This window comes from Pseudomonas sp. P8_229 (assembly GCF_034008635.1).
Taxonomy (GTDB): Bacteria; Pseudomonadota; Gammaproteobacteria; order Pseudomonadales; family Pseudomonadaceae; genus Aquipseudomonas.
In genome coordinates this window covers 2,688,523-2,703,607 of sequence record NZ_CP125378.1, presented here as the reverse complement: position 1 = coordinate 2,703,607, position 15,085 = coordinate 2,688,523, and the positions used below count along the sequence as shown (strand labels likewise).

Annotated in this window: 16 protein-coding genes and 1 pseudogene; 12 read left to right on the top strand and 5 right to left on the bottom strand. The window is 61.4% G+C overall.

The window, feature by feature from the left end:
- A complete protein-coding gene (locus QMK55_RS12310) occupies nt 1-246 on the bottom strand; it encodes a TIGR02647 family protein (protein WP_047596728.1) in 246 nt (81 codons plus the stop codon).
- A gap of 254 nt (nt 247-500) precedes the next feature.
- On the bottom strand, nt 501-785 hold the full coding sequence (locus tag QMK55_RS12305; RefSeq protein ID WP_102354805.1) for a hypothetical protein: 285 nt from the start codon (nt 783-785) through the stop codon (nt 501-503).
- Between the two features lie 123 nt (nt 786-908).
- On the opposite strand from QMK55_RS12305, the gene QMK55_RS12300 reads away from it, so the two are divergent.
- Nucleotides 909-1,568 (top strand): glutathione S-transferase, encoded by a 660-nt coding sequence (locus QMK55_RS12300; protein WP_320329262.1) that lies wholly within the window; start codon nt 909-911, stop codon nt 1,566-1,568.
- Between the two features lie 130 nt (nt 1,569-1,698).
- Here the strand turns inward: QMK55_RS12300 and argH are convergent, their stop codons facing one another.
- Nucleotides 1,699-3,093: an argininosuccinate lyase gene (gene argH, locus QMK55_RS12295; protein ID WP_102354807.1), complete on the bottom strand. Its 1,395-nt coding sequence runs from the start codon at nt 3,091-3,093 to the stop codon at nt 1,699-1,701.
- Nucleotides 3,094-3,419: 326 nt separating this feature from the next.
- Between argH and QMK55_RS28610 the strand changes: the two are divergent.
- From QMK55_RS28610 to rsd, 8 genes and pseudogenes are all read left to right on the top strand, one after another.
- A pseudogene (locus QMK55_RS28610) lies at nt 3,420-3,569 on the top strand (sensor histidine kinase); the annotation flags it as partial.
- On the top strand, nt 3,566-4,312 hold the full coding sequence (locus QMK55_RS12290; protein WP_003229385.1) for a LytR/AlgR family response regulator transcription factor: 747 nt from the start codon (nt 3,566-3,568) through the stop codon (nt 4,310-4,312). The pseudogene QMK55_RS28610 and the gene QMK55_RS12290, both read left to right, overlap by 4 nt.
- Before the next feature lie 138 nt (nt 4,313-4,450).
- A complete protein-coding gene (gene hemC / locus QMK55_RS12285; RefSeq protein WP_102354808.1) occupies nt 4,451-5,392 on the top strand; it encodes a hydroxymethylbilane synthase in 942 nt (313 codons plus the stop codon).
- On the top strand, nt 5,389-6,156 hold the full coding sequence (locus QMK55_RS12280; protein ID WP_320329261.1) for a uroporphyrinogen-III synthase: 768 nt from the start codon (nt 5,389-5,391) through the stop codon (nt 6,154-6,156). Before hemC ends, QMK55_RS12280 begins: the two co-directional genes overlap by 4 nt.
- 16 nt (nt 6,157-6,172) lie before the next feature.
- A complete protein-coding gene (locus tag QMK55_RS12275; protein WP_102354810.1) occupies nt 6,173-7,315 on the top strand; it encodes a uroporphyrinogen-III C-methyltransferase in 1,143 nt (380 codons plus the stop codon).
- Nucleotides 7,312-8,550, top strand: coding sequence for a heme biosynthesis protein HemY (locus QMK55_RS12270; RefSeq protein ID WP_102354811.1), 1,239 nt, complete (start codon nt 7,312-7,314; stop codon nt 8,548-8,550). Before QMK55_RS12275 ends, QMK55_RS12270 begins: the two co-directional genes overlap by 4 nt.
- Before the next feature lie 218 nt (nt 8,551-8,768).
- Nucleotides 8,769-9,320: a disulfide bond formation protein B gene (locus tag QMK55_RS12265; RefSeq protein WP_102354812.1), complete on the top strand. Its 552-nt coding sequence runs from the start codon at nt 8,769-8,771 to the stop codon at nt 9,318-9,320.
- 186 nt (nt 9,321-9,506) lie between these two features.
- Nucleotides 9,507-9,965 (top strand): sigma D regulator, encoded by a 459-nt coding sequence (gene rsd, locus QMK55_RS12260; protein ID WP_102354813.1) that lies wholly within the window; start codon nt 9,507-9,509, stop codon nt 9,963-9,965.
- Nucleotides 9,966-10,040: 75 nt separating this feature from the next.
- On the opposite strand, the gene QMK55_RS12255 is transcribed toward rsd, so the two are convergent.
- Entirely contained in the window at nt 10,041-10,706 is a 666-nt protein-coding gene (locus QMK55_RS12255; protein ID WP_102354814.1) for an FKBP-type peptidyl-prolyl cis-trans isomerase, read from the bottom strand.
- Nucleotides 10,707-10,898: 192 nt separating this feature from the next.
- On the opposite strand from QMK55_RS12255, the gene QMK55_RS12250 reads away from it, so the two are divergent.
- Entirely contained in the window at nt 10,899-12,059 is a 1,161-nt protein-coding gene (locus tag QMK55_RS12250) for an AlgP family protein (RefSeq protein WP_320329260.1), read from the top strand.
- Here the strand turns inward: QMK55_RS12250 and QMK55_RS12245 are convergent.
- On the bottom strand, nt 12,056-12,520 hold the full coding sequence (locus QMK55_RS12245) for a TIGR02444 family protein (protein ID WP_102354816.1): 465 nt from the start codon (nt 12,518-12,520) through the stop codon (nt 12,056-12,058). The genes QMK55_RS12250 and QMK55_RS12245 overlap by 4 nt on opposite strands.
- 50 nt (nt 12,521-12,570) lie before the next feature.
- Between QMK55_RS12245 and QMK55_RS12240 the strand changes: the two genes are divergently transcribed.
- Nucleotides 12,571-14,481, top strand: coding sequence for an ATP-binding cassette domain-containing protein (locus QMK55_RS12240; RefSeq protein WP_102354817.1), 1,911 nt, complete (start codon nt 12,571-12,573; stop codon nt 14,479-14,481).
- Complete coding sequence (locus QMK55_RS12235; protein ID WP_102354818.1) at nt 14,481-15,062, top strand: mechanosensitive ion channel family protein; 582 nt, start codon at nt 14,481-14,483, stop codon at nt 15,060-15,062. Before QMK55_RS12240 ends, QMK55_RS12235 begins: the two co-directional genes overlap by 1 nt.
- Nucleotides 15,063-15,085: the final 23 nt, after the last annotated feature.

Genomic DNA, 15,085 nt, shown 5'->3' with positions numbered 1-15,085 from the left:
TCAGGCGGTTTCCTGCTCTCTCAGAATGGTCAGCACGGTTTGCACACTTTGCGCGGCATCGCGACCCAGGCTGGTCAGATACCCGCCATCGGGCTGGTCGGTCAGTTCTTTTTCGAAGAGGCGTTTGGCGGCGGCAATGTGTTTCGGGGCAGCGGTCTGATGAATTTTCAAACCTTCCTGGGAACTGTCCAGGTTGAAGAGTGCGAGGACTTCCAGTTCGGCAACCAGCTCAGGGGTAAGCGACATAAGGACTCCAGACTTTCTAGGAATTGGACGACAGCGCCCCTAAGGTGAACCCGCTTCTGCGGCATGTCCAGTGCTCAGATCAGGGATTTTGTCTTGAGGCGGATTCCAGTGTAGTTGGGGCTCGGGAGATGGCCGGATGGATACGTAACAAACATTGTAGGAGTGAGCCTGCTCGCGATAGCGGAGTGCCTGTCGGCATATTCTTCACCGACGGAACGCTATCGCGAGCAGGCTCACTCCTACAGGATCGGAGGTTACTGCTTTTCTGGTGGCAACTCAGGCAATGCACGCAGCGCCGCTTCGTACCATTCGGTATTGAATGCGCGGTCTTCATCGAGCATCGCGTCAATCTCGTAGGCCAGCACGTGCGCCATCAGATTGAGGATCTCTTCGCGCTCGACGCCCACCAGCGTCAGCTTGTTGTAAGTCGCCTTGGCCGCTGGCGGGTTGTCGCTTTCGATCTGGTTCTCGATGGCTTCGATCAACGTCGCCTCGGTGAACTCTTCTTCGTCGTTGTCGATGTCTGTCGGCTCGCTCATGGCAGGCTCCTCAAGGAAAGGCGCCAGTTTACCCGCATTCAGCGGTGTGTTGCTGCTGGCAGGATCGAGTCCGGCGATCTATAAACAGTGACTGCCCACCCCGCACGGCCTGGAGGCTATGTGATGTTCAAGCTTTATGGATTCGCTGTCAGCAACTACTACAACATGGTCAAACTGGCACTGCTGGAAAAAGGCCTGGCGTTCGAAGAGGTCACGTTCTACCCGGCGCAGACCCCGGAATCACTGGCCATCAGTCCGCGCGGCAAAGTGCCGGTGCTGGGCGTCGAGGAGGGTTTCATCAATGAAACCGCGATCATCCTCGAATACCTCGAACAGACCCTGAAAGGTACGCCACTGCTGCCGAGCGATCCGTTCGAGCGTGCACAGGTGCTGGCGATTGCCAAGGAAATCGAGCTCTATATCGAGTTGCCGGGCCGCGCCTGTTATGGCGAAGCATTCTTTGGCGCGGCGGTGCCGGAGGCGATCAAGGAAAAAACCAAGGTCGAGCTGCTGCTGGGTTTCGCTGCGCTGGGTCGGCACGGCAAATTCGCCCCGTACGTGGCGGGCGACAGTCTGAGCATTGCCGATCTGTACTTCCTGTACAGCGTGCCGCTGGCGTGTGCGGTGGGCAAGAAGCTGTTCGATCTGGATTTGTTGGCTGAAATGCCGAAGGCCAAGGCGTTGCTGGAGCGGCTTGAGCAGAATCCTCATGTGCAGAAGATTGCGGCGGATAAAGAGGCGGCGATGCCGGGGTTTTTGGCGATGATCGCGGCGAAGAAGTGAGATTTGTAGCGCTCTGAAGTCAGCATTCGCGAGCAAGCCCGCTCCCACATTGGATCTGTGACGTTCACAGATTTTGTGTTCAGCACAGATCCAATGTGGGAGCGGGCTTGCTCGCGAAGCTTTTGGTTTTTTAGCGGCTGGAGATCAGCGCCTGACCGCGAACCACCGCGGCCTTGACCTGCGCCGGCGCAGTGCCGCCGATATGGTCACGGGCATTCACCGAGCCTTCGAGGGTCAGCACGGCAAACACGTCCTCTTCGATCTGGTCGCTGAACTGGCGCAGTTCTTCCAGGCTCATCTCGGCCAGATCCTTGCCAGTGTCCACGCCGTACTTGACGGCATGGCCAACGATCTCGTGGCAATCACGGAACGGCAGGCCACGGCGCACCAGATAATCCGCCAGATCGGTTGCGGTGGAGAAACCACGCAGCGCCGCTTCACGCATGATCGCGTGCTTGGGTTTGATCGCCGGGATCATGTCGGCAAAGGCCCGCAGCGAGTCGCGCAGAGTGTCGGCGGCGTCGAACAGCGGCTCTTTGTCTTCCTGATTGTCCTTGTTGTAGGCCAGCGGTTGGCCCTTCATCAAAGTCAGCAGGCCCATCAGCGCACCGAACACACGGCCGGTCTTGCCGCGTACCAGTTCTGGCACGTCGGGGTTTTTCTTTTGCGGCATGATCGAGCTGCCGGTGCAGAAACGATCCGGCAGATCGATGAACTGGAACTGCGCGCTGGTCCACAGCACCAGTTCTTCGGAGAAACGCGACAAGTGCATCATCGCGATGCTCGCGGCCGAGCAGAATTCGATGGCGAAGTCGCGATCGGAAACGTTGTCCAGCGAGTTGCCGCCGACGGCGTCGAAGCCCAGCAGTTGCGCGGTGTATTCGCGGTCGATCGGGTAGGTGGTGCCGGCCAGTGCAGCGCTGCCCAGCGGCATGCGGTTGGTGCGCTTGCGGCAGTCGACCAGGCGTTCGTAGTCGCGGCTGAGCATTTCGAACCAGGCCAGCATGTGGTGCCCGAAGGTCACTGGCTGCGCAGTCTGCAGGTGGGTGAAGCCCGGCATGATGCTCGCGGCTTCGCGCTCGGCTTGCTCCAGCAGGCCTTTTTGCAGGCGGGTGATCTCGGCCAGGATCAGGTCGATTTCGTCACGCAGCCACAGGCGGATGTCGGTGGCGACCTGGTCGTTGCGGCTGCGCCCGGTGTGCAGTTTCTTACCGGTGACGCCGATGCGGTCGGTCAGGCGCGCTTCGATGTTCATGTGCACGTCTTCGAGGTCGACGCGCCAGTCGAACTGGCCGGCCTCGATTTCGCCCTGGATGGTCTTCAGGCCATCGATGATGCTGTCGCGCTCGGCATCCGTCAGTACGCCGACCTTGGCCAGCATGGTGGCGTGGGCAATCGAGCCCATGATGTCGTGGCGATACAGGCGCTGGTCGAAAGTGACGGAGGCGGTGAAGCGGGCGACGAAGGCGTCGACGGGTTCACTGAAGCGGCCGCCCCAGGACTGATTGGTCTTGTCAGTGCTCATGAATTCGCTCGTATCGGCTTGGAGAAAGAAGGCGTGAAACGCTGGCACGGATAATAACAGGGTTGCCAATCCTGTCGCTGACACTGGTCGATACGTTTTTTTCTCATCTGCTGGTTCATAGTCGGCGCTGTCCACGGGGGATTTGCGCAAGGATATTTTCCGATTGAGCAATATCGGCTCGGCAAGCGTCTACAGTTGGACATAAGGGTCGGCGCGACTGCGGATCGCACAAAGGTCCGGACGCCGACTATAAGAAGAGGGGGTGGGTGGATTTGTCCTTTGGCAAGCCGCGTGAAAAACGCAGGAAACAGCGGGCTTTGAGCAGTACGACCCGGGCACTGGCAAATATTGCTGGCCGACGTACGGCACTTTTTGGCGCTCGGGCTAGTCTTAGCGTGGATCGCGGTGACGGACGTCACTTCACCTGTCTACGCTATCCTTGTGCGAGACTCACGCAGGAATCCAGCGCAATATGAATGTCCTGATCGTTGATGACGAACCACTGGCTCGCGAGCGCCTAAGCCGAATGGTAAGCGAGCTCGAGGGTTACACAGTCCTGGAGCCCAGCGCCACGAATGGCGAAGAGGCGTTGGCGCTGATCGACAGCCACAAGCCGGATATCGTGCTGCTCGATATCCGCATGCCGGGTCTGGATGGCCTGCAGGTGGCTGCCCGTCTGTGCGAACGCGAAACGCCGCCGGCCGTGGTGTTTTGCACCGGCCCCGATGAATTTGCCGTGGAAGCCCTGCAGGCCAGCGCCGTGGGCTATGTGGTGAAACCCGTGCGAACCGAACATCTGCATGACGCCCTGAAACGGGCTGAACGTCCCAACCGGGCCCAACTCTCGGCCCTGACCCGTCCTGCTGCCGAAAGCGGCAACGGCCCGCGCAGTCATATCAGCGCCCGTACCCGCAAAGGCATCGAGCTGATCCCGCTGGATCAGGTGGTCTACTTCATTGCCGATCACAAGTACGTGACCTTGCGCCATGAGAGCGGCGAAGTGCTGCTGGACGAACCGCTCAAGGCCCTCGAAGACGAATTCGGCGAACGCTTCGTGCGTATCCACCGCAACGCGCTAGTCGCCCGTGACCGCATCGAGCGCCTGCAACGCACGCCACTGGGGCATTTCCAGCTGTTCCTCAAGGGCCTGAACGGCGATGCGTTGATCGTCAGCCGCCGGCATGTGGCCGGTGTGCGCAAAATGATGCAGGGCCTGTAAGCCGGTCATTCCGGGCGGTTCTGCAGTCTTGTTACCAGGCATTGCCGGCCAGGGAGGCCACGCCGTTTCTGATTCAAGTCAAAGTGGATTTGGCTGAGCTGTTATTATCCGCCGTATCTATTCAGTACGGATTGATCCATGTCCTCTCGCGAAATCCGCATCGCCACCCGTAAAAGTGCGCTGGCCCTCTGGCAGGCCGAATACGTCAAAGCCCGTCTGGAAGCGGCCCATCCGGGGCTGCTGGTGACGCTGGTGCCCATGGTCAGTCGCGGCGACAAGCTGCTTGATTCGCCGCTGTCGAAAATTGGCGGCAAGGGCCTGTTCGTCAAGGAACTGGAAACCGCGCTGTTGGAAAACGAAGCCGACATCGCCGTGCACTCGATGAAAGACGTGCCGATGGACTTCCCCGAAGGCCTTGGCCTGTTCTGCATCTGCGAACGCGAAGACCCGCGTGACGCTTTCGTTTCCAATACTTACGCAAGCCTCGACGCGTTGCCGGCCGGCAGCATCGTCGGCACCTCCAGCCTGCGTCGTCAGGCGCAACTGCTGACTCGCCGCCCGGATCTGCAAATCCGTTTCCTGCGCGGTAACGTCAATACCCGTCTGGCCAAGCTCGATGCCGGTGAGTACGACGCGATCATTCTCGCGGCGGCGGGTCTGATCCGTCTCGGTTTCGAAGACCGCATCACTTCGCCGATCAGCGTCGACGACAGTCTGCCGGCTGGTGGCCAGGGCGCCGTCGGCATCGAATGCCGCAGCGCCGACACGCAGATCCACGCCTTGCTCGCACCGTTGCATCACGCCGATACCTCTTCGCGTGTGACTGCCGAACGTGCCCTCAACAAACATCTGAATGGCGGCTGCCAGGTGCCAATCGCCTGCTACGCCGTGCTCGAAGATGGGCAGTTATGGCTGCGTGGTCTGGTCGGCGAGCCGAGCGGTGGCAAGCTGCTCAGCGCCGAGGCTCGCGCCCCGCGTGCCGATGCCGAAGCGCTGGGCGTGAAGGTCGCTGAAGACCTGCTCAGCCAGGGTGCCGACGACATTCTCAAAGCGGTCTATGGCGAGGCAGGTCACGAGTGACCGGCTGGCGCCTGCTGCTGACGCGCCCTGCGGACGACTGTGCGGCGCTGGCCGAGGTGTTGGCCGCAGAAGGTTTTTTCAGCAGTTGCCTGCCGCTTCTGGACATCGTGCCGCTGCCGGTCTCTGAGAAAATACGTCAGGCCATGACCCAGCTGTCGAACTGCAGCGCGGTCATCGTGGTCAGCAAGCCAGCGGCGCGAATCACAGTCGGCCTGCTCGATGCCTTTGGCTTGTCATCGTTGGCGATGCCCTGGTTCAGCGTCGGTGCGGCGACGGCGCAGATTCTTCGCGAGCGCGGCCTGGACGTGCACTTCCCGGCCACCGGCGATGACAGCGAAGCCTTGTTGCAATTGCCGCGTCTGCGCGAAGTGGTTGCGCAGTCTGGCGCGCAGGTGTTGATCCTGCGCGGGGAGGGTGGTCGTGAGCTGCTCGCCGAGCGTCTGCGCGCGCTAGGTGCTAGTGTCGAGTATCTGGAGTTGTATCGGCGTGACCTGCCGACCTACTCGCCGCAAGAGTTGTCGCGGCGGATCGAAGCGGAACGCTTGAACGGGCTGGTGGTCAGCAGTGGACAGGGTTTCGAGCACCTGCGCCAAATGGCCGGCGCTGCCTGGCCTGCGATTGCGCAGTGGCCGTTGTTTGTTCCAAGCCCAAGGGTCGCCGAGCTGGCACGTGCCGCCGGGGCCCAAACAGTTGTGGATTGCCGCGGCGCGAGTGCCGCGGCTTTGCTGACGGCGCTACGGGAGCATCCCGTGCCCGTTCTCTAATGCAAAGGATGGATACGTGAGCGAAACAGCCTTGCCTAAAGATGATGTCCAGCCTGTGATCGATGCCCAGGTTGAAACTCCACCGCCGGCCAAGGAGCCGCGCCGAGGCAACGGACTGGCCATTGTCGCCCTGTTGCTCGGCGCTGCCGGCGTGGCGATCGGTGGCTGGGGTGTCTGGCAGGTGCGTCACCTGCAGACCAACACCGCACAACAGTCGGGCCAGGTGCAGGCGTTGAACGATCAGGCCCAGAGCCTCAAACTCAACGAGCAGCGCCTGACCGAGCGCCTCGCGCAGTTGCCGGGGGCCGACGAACTTGCTGATCGCCAGCGTCTGGTGACGCAGTTGCAGGGTGATCAGCAGCGCCTCAATCAGCGTCTGGAAACCGTCCTCGGCGCCAGCCGCAAGGACTGGCGCCTGGCCGAGGCCGAGCATCTGCTCCGTCTGGCCAGTCTTCGTCTGTCGGCCTTGCAGGACATCAGCAGCGCCCAGGCGCTGGTGCAGGGTGCCGACGAAATCCTCCGTGAACAGAATGACCCGGGCTCGTTCGTAGCACGCGAGCAAGTGGCAAAAACCCTGGTCGCCCTGCGCAGCACCGAGCAGCCGGATCGCACTGGCTTGTTCCTGCGCATTGGCGCCTTGCGTGATCAGGTCATCGAGCTGACCGAACTGGCGCCGGAGTACAAGGATCGTGGCGAATCGCTGCTGGGTCTGACCGCTGACGGCGATGGCGCCAGTCGTTGGGCGCAGTGGTGGGATCAGGTTTCGCGTTACATCCGCATCGATTTCAACGCTGACAAGAACGTGAAGCCACTGCTGGCCGGGCAGAGTCTGAGTCAGGTGCGTCTGGCCCTGAGCCTGGCACTGGAGCAGGCGCAGTGGGCCGCGCTCAATGGTCAGGCGCCGGTTTACACCCAGGCGCTGACCGAAGCGCGGGACGTGCTCAGGGGCAATTTCAATCCGGACAATCCGCAGAGCAAAATCATGCTCGAACAGGTCGCCGAGCTGAGCCAGCAACCGGTCACGGTCAAGACGCCTGATCTGACCGGCACGCTGAGTGCGGTGCAGGGTTATCTGGAGCGACGTAACGTCAACGCTGAAGAATCGGTCAAACCGTTCGCCAAACCTGCCGCCAACACCGCGCAGGAGACCACGCCATGAAACGCCTGTATGTGATCGTGTTTCTGGTGATTGCCGCGACGGCGGCACTGGGCCTGGCGATTGCCGAGCACTCCGGGTACGTGCTGATTGCCTACAAGAGCTTCCGCTACGAGTCGAGCCTGTGGGCCACGCTGGCGCTGATCGCGGTGTTGTGGCTGCTGATCTGGGGTATCAAGGCGCTGGTCGAACTGGTCATGACCTCCAGTGGCGTGGTCAATCCCTGGTCGCGGCGTAACCGCAGTCGTCGGGTGCAGGTGGCGATCGAACACGGTCAGCTGGATCTGGCCGAAGGGCGCTGGGCCAGCGCGCAACGCCATCTGTATCGCGCCGCCGAAGCCGAGCGCCAACCGCTGCTGTACTACCTCGGTGCCGCCCGCGCGGCCAACGAACAAGGCAAGTACGAGGAGTGTGATCAGTTGCTCGAGCGTGCGCTGGAGCGCCAGCCTCAGGCCGAGTTGGCGATTGCCTTGAGTCATGCGCAATTGCAGACCGATCGCGGTGACACCGATGGCGCACTGGTGACCCTGCAAGCGATGCACGAGCGGCATCCGCATAACGTGCAGACCCTGCGTCAGTTGCAGCGCTTGCATCAACAGCGTGGCGACTGGTCGGCGGTCATCCGCCTGCTGCCGGAACTGCGCAAGGACAAGGCTCTGCCGCCGGCTGAACTGGCTGAACTGGAACGTCGCGCCTGGGGCAACAACCTATCCCTGGCTGCGCACCGCGACGAAGACGGCAAGGTCGGTCTGCAGTCACTCAATCTTGCCTGGGAGCAACTGAGTTCCGCCCAACGCCAGGAGCCGGCGCTGGTGCTGGCGTATGCCGAGCAACTGCGTCAGCTGGGTGCTCAGGTCGAAGCCGAGGAAGTGCTGCGCAGCGCTCTCAAGCGCAAGTACGACAGCCATCTGGCGCGACTCTATGGTCTGGTGCGCGGCAGCGACCCGGCGCGTCAGTTGCACACCGCCGAAGGTTGGCTCAAGGAACATCCGGGCGATCCGAGCCTGCTGCTGACCTTGGGACGGCTTTGTCTGCAGGCCAGTTTGTGGGGCAAGGCGCGGGATTATCTGGAGAGCAGCCTGCGGGTGCAACGCAACCCGGAAGCCTGCGCAGAGCTGGCGCGCCTGCTCGCGCAACTGGGTGACACCGAGCGCAGCAATGAGTTGTTCCAGGAAGGTCTCGGACTGCTGGATGAGCGTCTTCTGGCCGCGCCATTGCCGGTGCCGGTTCACGCCTGAAGTCACGAGGGAGGACGCTCCCTCGTTAAGCTCCAGCGAGCGAATAATTACCTTTTGTTGGCGTCCTGGGTGAAGTCCTACAACGGACTACACCTATTCCTCTGGCCCCTGTCGGGTTTTCCCTACACTTCTGTTGAACTGTCGGCAGGGACCCGCCTTGAAAGGCTGACAAGCTTTCCTCTACCGTAACTGCCTGTCTCTACTGTTACGGAAAAGCCATGTCGTTGGCCTGTTCACGCTCCTTGTTTTTCACGGCTTTCACTGCAGGGGCCCTGGCCCTGGGAGCTTCCTATTACCTCGAATATGCGGTCGGGCTGACGCCGTGCAGCCTGTGCCTCGCGCAACGGTTCTTCATGGCGTTGCTGACGGTCTGTTGTGGGCTGGCGGCGGTGCATGGCCCACGGCGTGTTGGCCTGTCGCTCTACTGGATGATCACGTTTTGCGTCAGCCTGGGCGGCACCACCGCCGCCTGGCGGCAGGTGTTGTTGCAGAGCGATCCGCTGGTACAAATGACGAGCTGCGCGCCCGACTCCGAAGCGCTGTTCAGCAACCTGCCGTGGTTGTGTGCAACGGTGCGGATGTTCAAGGGCGGTGTCGATTGCGCAGAAATTTCCTGGACGCTGTTCGATTTGAGTATCCCGGAATGGAGCCTGCTGTTCTTTGTGGCGATGTCGATTCTGGCGGTGTACCAATTGCTGCGGCTGGTCTGGAGCGCTCTGCAACGACCGCTCAGCGGCGAAGCGTCGCAGCGTATGCTGGTCAGGGATTAAACACTTGTATGAACTTTATCTCCTGCGTACCTTGAAGCCATAGGCGTGCGGGCATAATCTGGCCCGCACGTGTCATTGGATTTATGTTGCTCGATGACGCTCTGCCCGGTCGGCCTCCAAGCGATAAAAGCCAGAAGAGGGGCGCGGGTGTAGAGCAGCATGACCCACAAGGGAAGAGAGATCGCCATGCTCGAAAGTTGTCAGAATGCTCAGGAACGCTGGGGTGGAGTTCATCTGCTGATCGACCGCTGGTTGCAAGAGCGTGAAGAACTGATCGGTGCCTACGACAAGCTCGGTGCGCAACCTGAGGCGCTGTCCGAGAACCGCAAGCCCTTGCAGGAGTTCTGCGGTGTGCTGGTCGATTACGTCTCGGCCGGGCACTTCGAGATCTACGAACAGCTGACGGGCGAAGCCAAGGCGTTCGGTGACACGCGTGGTCTGGAACTCGCCGAGACGATCTATCCGCGCATCGACGTCATCACCGAGAAGCTGCTGGCGTTCAACGATTTGTGCGACGAGGGCAAATGCGTCGCCGAGAAGTTCAAGGAACTGGGTGGCCTGCTTCACGAGCGCTTCGAGCTGGAAGACTGTCTGATTGAAGTGCTGCACACGGCACACAAGCAGGAAGATACAGCTCAGGCCTGAATGGTTTTTCGCAGGCAAAAAAACGCGGTGCGCCGAAAGCGCACCGCGTTTTTTATGTCTGCGAGTCGGGGTTTATCAGCTCGTAGCGCCGCGTAACTCGACTTCAAACACCAGCGGCGTAAACGGCGCAATCAGATCCCCTGCACCGTCGGCGCCATACGCTTGATCCGATGGAATCACCAGTCGCCACTTGGCACCCACCGGCATGTTCTGCAACGCGGTACGCCAGCCGGTAATCACGCTGTCGAGGCTGAACCATTGCGGCTGAGTGTTCTGATCGAACACCGTGCCATCCGGTAGTCGACCGACGTACAGCACCTGTACTTTTCCATCCGGACCGGCCTTGGCGCCATTACCCGGAGTCAGCTCAGTCAGCAGGATGCCGTCGGCCAGTTCCTTTACGCCCGGCTTGGCTTTTTCGGCGGTGAGAAAACGTTGCTCGTTTTCCATCGCGGCATCGCTCGAAGGCAGCGCTGAATGTTCGGCGTTTTGCGATTCATGATCGGCCAGGATCTGCTCGATCCGTGCTTCGCTCAGTGCCAGTGGCTTGCCTTGATAGGCCTGCTGCAAACCGTCGACCAGTGCCTGGATCTGCAATTGCGGGACTTCCTGGCGCAGTCGTTCACCGAGGCTGGCGCCAAGGCTGTAGGCCAGGTCGTGGGCATCGTTCGCGGTGGTTTTTTCGTCGGCGTGAGCGGCGGAAAAAATCATGCAGAGGGATAAAAAAAGGTAGCGCGACATGGGCACTCTCCGTCCTGAGATGCGGGCGATTATGCCAGCGCGAACGTCTGCAACGGTGAACTGCTTTTGTCTTTGTGCAGAACATTTTCACTTCGTTGCAACGCAACGGTTTCGTTACTGTCAAGATGACCTAGCGGCGGTAGCAGCAGAGGTCTAGTATGAGCCGCACTCACGTCAGCCAGGAGGTAAACCATGTCGGCCACCAAGAAGCCTGTAAACACTCCGTTGCACTTACTCCAACAACTCTCGGGCAGCCTGCTCGAGCATTTGGAAAACGCTTGCTCCCAAGCCTTGGCTGATGCTGAAAAACTGCTCGCCAAACTGGAAAAACAACGCGGCAAGGCGCAAGAAAAACTGCACAAATCCCGCACCAAATTGCAGGACGCAGCCACTGCCGGTAAAGCCAAGGCACAGAACAAGGCCAAGGCGGCAGTGAAAGAACTTGAAGACCTGCTCGATGCGCTGAAGGATCGTCAGTCCGATACCCGCAGCTACATTCTGCAACTCAAGCGTGATGCCCAGGAAAGCCTGAAACTGGCCCAGGGTGTCGGTCGCGTGCAAGAAGCCGCCGGCAAGGCGCTGACCTCCCGCGCAGCCAAACCTGCTGCAGCGCCTGCGAAGAAAGCGGCAACCAAACCTGCTGCAGCGAAAGCCCCTGCCAAAACCGCTGCTGCCAAGCCAGCGGCCAAACCAGCCGCCAAGGCGCCAGCTAAAGCAGCGGCCAAACCTGCTGCAAAAACCGCGGTGAAAAAACCTGCTGCGGCCAGCGCTGCAAAACCTGCCGCACGTACTGCCGCCGCCAAACCGGCTGCTGCAAAACCAGCTGCCAAGCCAGCCGCAAAACCTGTTGCACGCAAAGCTGCACCGGCAAAAACCGCCGCGGCTAAACCGGCTGCAAAACCGGCTGCCAAAGCTGCAGTAAAACCCGCCGCCAAAACTGCAGCGGCAAAACCGGCAGCCAAGCCTGCGGCCAAACCGGTTGCTGCAAAACCAGCTGCCAAAGCCGTCGCCAAACCTGCCGCCAAGCCTGCCGCTAAAACCGCTGCCAAGCCCGCCGCAAAACCTGCCGCCGCAAAACCGGCGACCGCTGCCGCCAAGCCTGCTGCCAAACCAGTAGCCGCCAAGCCAGCAGCCAAACCAGCTGCCAAACCTGTCGCGAAAAAACCGGTCACTGCCAAACCAGCTGCCGTCAAACCAACTGCCGCGAAACCGGCGACCGCACCTGCCGCCAAGCCAGCCGCTCCAGCGCCGGCCGCTGCACCTGCTTCCGCCGCTTCTACCTCGACCACCACGACTGCGCCAACGCCAGCCGCTGCGTCGAGCGTCACCAGCAACCCGACCAGCGCTTCCTAAGTGCCGGTTGCCGCGACGCGCAGCACTTGCAGCGCGTCGCGGTTCGGGCTGGCGGCCGTTGCCGCCAGACGCTCAAGCCATTGCCCCGACGCGGATGCATCCTGTAACGGCCAGTCCTGAGCGACCTGTTCCAGTTGCCACAACAGATGCCGCTCGGCTTCCAGCTCCAGCGCTTTCATCTGTTCACGCAGGCCCTTGAGTACCGGATCATCTTCGGCCAGGGTTTTCCATTGAGTGCGTAGCGCGCGCAGTGGCTGCACCACCTCCCTATCCCAAGGCCCCACCAGCGTTCTCAGCTGTTCTACGCGCTGTTCGTCACAGGCCACGCCACGTTGCTCCAGCCACGCACCGCACAGCAACAGGCACACATTGGCCCCCGCCGTTTGCAGTTGCAGGCAGGCAGGTTCCACACCCGGGCGGGCGTAGGTGGCAAGGGAAAAGCTCCACAGGTCAGAGGACATCGTGCTACTCGCGCCAGTTGTGAGCGAAGCTGGTAGACTCCGCCGCCATTATGATCCGACTTCAGAACCTGACTTTACAGCGTGGCCCGCAACGTCTGCTAGAAGACGCCGAGCTGACCCTGCACGCCGGCCACAAAGCTGGCCTCATCGGTGCCAACGGTGCCGGCAAATCCAGCCTGTTCGCCTTGTTGCGCGGCGAGTTGCATCCGGACTCGGGCGATTGCCTGTTGCCGGCCGACTGGCGCATCGCGCACATGCGCCAGGAGGTCGACACGCTCGAACGCTTGGCGGTCGACTATGTGCTCGATGGCGACCTGCGTCTACGCGAAGTGCAACGTGACCTCGCCGCCGCAGAAGCGGCCCACGATGGCACGGCTCTGGCGCGTCTGCACGCCGAACTCGACAGCGCCGACGGTTATACCGCCGATGCGCGTGCGCGCAAATTGCTGGCCGGTCTCGGTTTCACCAACGAGCAGATGGATCGGCAGGTCGCAGATTTCTCCGGTGGCTGGCGGATGCGTCTGAACCTGGCGCAGGCCTTGATGTGTCCGTCGGACCTGTTGTTGCTCGACGAGCCGACCAACCACCTGGACCTCGACGCGATCATCTGGCTCGAAGAGTGGCTGAAAAGCTACCCGGGCACCTTGCTGCTGATCTCCCATGACCGCGACTTCCTCGATGAAGTGGTCGATCACGTGGCCCACGTCGATCAGCGCAAACTGACCCTGTACCGGGGCGGCTATACCGCGTTCGAACGTGCTCGTGCCGAACGTCTGGCCCAGCAACAACAGGCCTACGAGAAGCAGCAGGCGCAACGTGCGCACATGGAAAGCTACATTGCTCGCTTCAAGGCCCAGGCCACCAAGGCCCGTCAGGCGCAGAGCCGGATCAAGGCACTGGAGCGCATGGAAGAGCTGTCGGCGGCCCACGTCGATTCGCCATTCGATTTCGTGTTCCGCGAATCGACCAAGATCTCCAGCCCGCTGATCGACCTGTCCGATGCGCGTCTGGGTTACGGCGATAAAACCATCCTGGAGAAGGTCAAGCTGCAACTGACCCCGGGTGCGCGGATCGGCTTGCTCGGGCCGAATGGCGCCGGTAAATCGACCCTGATCAAGAACCTCGCCGGCGAGCTCGAGCCGCTGGCCGGGCGTCTGACCCGTGGCGAAAACACCGTGGTCGGCTACTTTGCCCAGCATCAGCTCGACTCGCTGGATTCCAAGGCCAGCCCGCTGCTGCACTTGCAGCGACTGGCGCCGACCGAGCGCGAGCAGACCCTGCGCGACTTCCTCGGCGGTTTCGACTTCCGTGGCGCGCGCATCGACGAACCGGTGCTGAATTTCTCCGGCGGCGAAAAAGCGCGTCTGGCCCTGGCGTTGATCGCCTGGGAACGGCCGAACCTGTTGCTGCTCGACGAACCGACCAACCACCTCGACCTGGAAATGCGCCTGGCGCTGACCATGGCACTGCAGGAATTCAGCGGCGCGGTACTGGTGGTGTCTCACGATCGGCACCTGCTCAAGAGTACCACCGACAATTTCTACCTGGTCGCTGATGGCAAGGTCGAAGAGTTCGATGGCGACCTCGAAGACTACGCCCGCTGGCTGGTGGAGTACCGTCAGCGCAACGCGCCGGTCAGCAACACCCCGGTCAACCCGGACAAGACTGACAAGAAGGCTCAGCGTCAGGCCGCTGCTGCGTTGCGTCAGCAACTGGCACCGCACAAGCGTGAAGCCGACAAGCTCGAAGCCGAGCTGGGCAAGCTCCACGAAAAACTCGCCAAGGTTGATGCCAGCCTCGGTGACAGCGACATCTACGAGCCAGCGCGCAAGAACGAGCTGCGTGATCTGCTGGCCGAACAGGCCAAGCTGAAAGTGCGCGAAGCCGAACTGGAAGAGGCGTGGATGGAAGCCCTCGAGACGCTGGAAAGCATGCAAGCGGAGCTGGAGGCGCTGTCCTGATGGAAGCGTTCAAGCTGCCGCTGCCGGCGGAGTGGGTCGAGCCGGTCTGGTTTGCGGTGCAGATTCTGCTGATCCTGCTGGCCGGTTATCTGGCCCAGCGCTTCGTTGCCAAAGGCCTGACTCGCCTGGGTGAGCGCTACCCGTTCCCGCCGCAGTTGCTGATGCCGCTGCGCGGCGGGCTGCGCTGGCTGATCATGGGCAGCGCGCTGATCTTTGTGCTGGAACGACTCGGCGTGTCGGCCACGGTGCTGTGGACGGCGCTGTCGGGTTTCGTTGCGGTGGCGGCGGTGGCGTTCTTCGCCATGTGGAGTGTGCTGTCGAACCTGCTCTGCGCGATCCTGATCTTCACCGTCGGCCCGTTCCGTCTGGGAGATGTGGTTGAGCTGGTGGACACCACCGACAAGCCTGGCGTCAAAGGCCGGGTGGTGGCGATCAATCTGCTGTACACCACGTTGATCGAGGCTGAGGAACTGGGTACCGGCAGCGCCATGGTGCAGGTGCCGAACAGTCTGTTCTTCCAGCGCTCGGTGCGGCGCTGGCGCGGTAGCGATGTATTTCCTTCCAGCGGTTTCGAGAAGTAGATTCCCCGGGCGATTGATCTGAC

What these genes read in the sequence shown, in the direction of transcription:
- QMK55_RS12310 (WP_047596728.1), bottom strand. Translation starts at nt 246, where the DNA reads ATGTCGCTTACCCCTGAGCTGGTTGCCGAACTGGAAGTCCTCGCACTC.
- QMK55_RS12305 (WP_102354805.1), bottom strand. Translation starts at nt 785, where the DNA reads ATGAGCGAGCCGACAGACATCGACAACGACGAAGAAGAGTTCACCGAG.
- QMK55_RS12300 (WP_320329262.1), top strand. Translation starts at nt 909, where the DNA reads ATGTTCAAGCTTTATGGATTCGCTGTCAGCAACTACTACAACATGGTC.
- argH (WP_102354807.1), bottom strand. Translation starts at nt 3,093, where the DNA reads ATGAGCACTGACAAGACCAATCAGTCCTGGGGCGGCCGCTTCAGTGAA.
- QMK55_RS12290 (WP_003229385.1), top strand. Translation starts at nt 3,566, where the DNA reads ATGAATGTCCTGATCGTTGATGACGAACCACTGGCTCGCGAGCGCCTA.
- hemC (WP_102354808.1), top strand. Translation starts at nt 4,451, where the DNA reads ATGTCCTCTCGCGAAATCCGCATCGCCACCCGTAAAAGTGCGCTGGCC.
- QMK55_RS12270 (WP_102354811.1), top strand. Translation starts at nt 7,312, where the DNA reads ATGAAACGCCTGTATGTGATCGTGTTTCTGGTGATTGCCGCGACGGCG.
- QMK55_RS12265 (WP_102354812.1), top strand. Translation starts at nt 8,769, where the DNA reads ATGTCGTTGGCCTGTTCACGCTCCTTGTTTTTCACGGCTTTCACTGCA.
- rsd (WP_102354813.1), top strand. Translation starts at nt 9,507, where the DNA reads ATGCTCGAAAGTTGTCAGAATGCTCAGGAACGCTGGGGTGGAGTTCAT.
- QMK55_RS12255 (WP_102354814.1), bottom strand. Translation starts at nt 10,706, where the DNA reads ATGTCGCGCTACCTTTTTTTATCCCTCTGCATGATTTTTTCCGCCGCT.
- QMK55_RS12250 (WP_320329260.1), top strand. Translation starts at nt 10,899, where the DNA reads ATGTCGGCCACCAAGAAGCCTGTAAACACTCCGTTGCACTTACTCCAA.
- QMK55_RS12245 (WP_102354816.1), bottom strand. Translation starts at nt 12,520, where the DNA reads ATGTCCTCTGACCTGTGGAGCTTTTCCCTTGCCACCTACGCCCGCCCG.
- QMK55_RS12240 (WP_102354817.1), top strand. Translation starts at nt 12,571, where the DNA reads ATGATCCGACTTCAGAACCTGACTTTACAGCGTGGCCCGCAACGTCTG.
- QMK55_RS12235 (WP_102354818.1), top strand. Translation starts at nt 14,481, where the DNA reads ATGGAAGCGTTCAAGCTGCCGCTGCCGGCGGAGTGGGTCGAGCCGGTC.